Origin of the sequence: Methylophaga sp. UBA1464 (assembly GCF_002325665.1) — a bacterium.
GTDB lineage: Bacteria > Pseudomonadota > Gammaproteobacteria > Nitrosococcales > Methylophagaceae > Methylophaga.
The window spans coordinates 1-2,089 of sequence record NZ_DCSO01000031.1 but is presented as its reverse complement, the minus strand read 5'-3'; the positions used below and the strand labels follow the sequence as shown (position 1 = coordinate 2,089).

At 46.6% G+C, this 2,089-nt stretch carries 3 protein-coding genes; all 3 read right to left on the bottom strand.

The window, feature by feature from the left end:
* The coding region (locus tag B3O33_RS03355) for a GTPase (RefSeq protein WP_292362927.1) at window positions 1-443 on the bottom strand (443 nt) is incomplete at its 3' end.
* A 2-nt stretch (window positions 444-445) separates the two neighbouring features.
* Entirely contained in the window at window positions 446-1,615 is a 1,170-nt protein-coding gene (gene bamB, locus B3O33_RS03350) for an outer membrane protein assembly factor BamB (protein WP_292361520.1), read from the bottom strand.
* Window positions 1,605-2,089, bottom strand: a 485-nt coding sequence (locus tag B3O33_RS03345) for a YfgM family protein (protein ID WP_292362926.1), incomplete at its 5' end; no start/stop codon positions are given. The genes B3O33_RS03345 and bamB, both read right to left, overlap by 11 nt.

Sequence of the window (2,089 nt, the reverse complement as noted above, 5' to 3'; positions counted from 1 at the left end):
CCCTGGGTGGCAGAAATCACTTCCGGCTCTCCCAGTCCAAGTCGATAAAAATCTGCAGCCGCTAATTCGCGTTGTTCACTTTCTGTTTTATTAATCACTAATAAAACCGGTTTGCCGACATTGCGTAGCTGTTTAGCAATCAACTCATCTCCCGGTACCACACCTGCCTTGCCATCCACTACAAATAAGATCAGATCGGCTTCAACAATCGCCAGTTCAGCCTGTTTACGCATCAGTTCTGACATATCGTCACCTTTAACGGTCAAACCGCCGGTGTCGATCAGGATAAATTCAGCTTCGTCATGTCGGGCATTGCCGTAAATACGATCCCGGGTCAAACCGGCATAATCTGCAACCAAAGCATTACGGGTTTTGGTGAGTCGATTAAATAAGGTGGATTTGCCAACATTCGGCCGCCCAACAAGCGCAATAACAGGTTTCACAGTTAAGGGATCCGAATGGCGGTTAACTTGCCGCCTGTAGTCATTACATAAAGCACACCATCGCGAACGATTGGTTGGCTGCGAATAGCATTTTTATCCAGTCGTTGCCGTGCAACAAAACGACCATCAGAACGAGCGACCCAATGCAGATACCCCTCAAAGTCGCCTACAACAACATAATCACCCGCAATGACCGGCGCAGAAATCGTCCGTCTTAACAATAATGTCTGCCGCCATAATGAATCACCGGTACCATCAGCAATTGCCCATAAATAACTTTGATCATCGCTGACATAAACAGCATCGGATGGTGCCACGGAAATACCTGTTGTTGAAGACATTTCCCTGTCCCACAGAGGTCGTCCAGTATCGACGTCCATCGCTGCAAGATTGCCCTGAAATGCAACCACATACACAATGCCGTTATGGATAACGGGATCCGCATCAATATCAACTAACCGTTCTAACTCGGTTCGCCCACTCGGTATTGCGACACTTCTTTCCCAGATAACTTTGCCATCATTCAACGACAGTGCTATCAACTTACCATTATCATAACCAGCAATAACACTTTGCCCTTCAATCACTGGAGAGCTGACGCCTCGTAAACTTAATAACGGTACAGCCCGCTGGTAGTTCCACAGAACATTACCGCTGCTGGCTGAAATAGCCGTTAACCGACCATCAGCCGTTCTCACAACAACATTGTCGCCACCGACTTTTGCCGGTGCCAGTACTTCACTGCTGAGACGTTGACGCCAGAGTTCTTTGCCTGTGGTTTCATCCAATGCCACCACATCCCCGGACTGGGCACCTACGATGATAAGACCTTCTCCTCCACCAACCCCGGTAGCGACAGGAATATTTAATTTGCTACGCCATTCACGTCGGCCATTTTCAATATTATGGCTGCGCACATCTCCTTTATGATCCACTGTATAAATGAAATCACCTTGCAACCATGGGGCAAGATTTGCATAAGCTGTTTCAGCACCATCACCGGTACCAGTAGACCATAAGGTCTTAGGTTCAAACTCAACTTCAAACTCAGTAAGTTCGGTCGGCGGAGCTTCATAGCTGTCTGCAGCAAAAAATTCTTTAACTGTTCCACATCCTGACAATGTGGTGAGTACTATTCCGACAAATAGATATTTTATTAAATTAGCTTTCATTGATAACAGCCACATCATCACGCTTCATTTCTAATAGCGTTTTACGCGGATCATCTTCATCCATGCTGGAAAGTGCATTTCGGTAAGCTTCAAATGCTTCAGCTTTACTCTCCTGAGCAAGATAAATATCTCCTTCCAGTTCGGCGAACAGTGAAATAAACCCTTCTGACGAACTTTGCTGAGCCAACTGCAAGGCTTGCTCATATTCACCTTGATCGACCAATACGCGAACCATACGAAGTCTGGCTAAATCTTTTTGCCCCGTCAGTTTTGCCTTGTCAGCTGTCCATTTCAAGTATTCCAGTGCGGCTGCGGGCTGATCCTTGCGAGCCTGCTCAGCAGCAAGTTCCAGTGTGGCAAAGGCTGCATAAGGAGTTGAAGAATGCGATTGCATCAGTTCCTGAGTAAGATCTTCTGCTGCAGTTAAATCATCATCACTGATATTCATCTGTACTTGCTGGTACATTGCTGCAG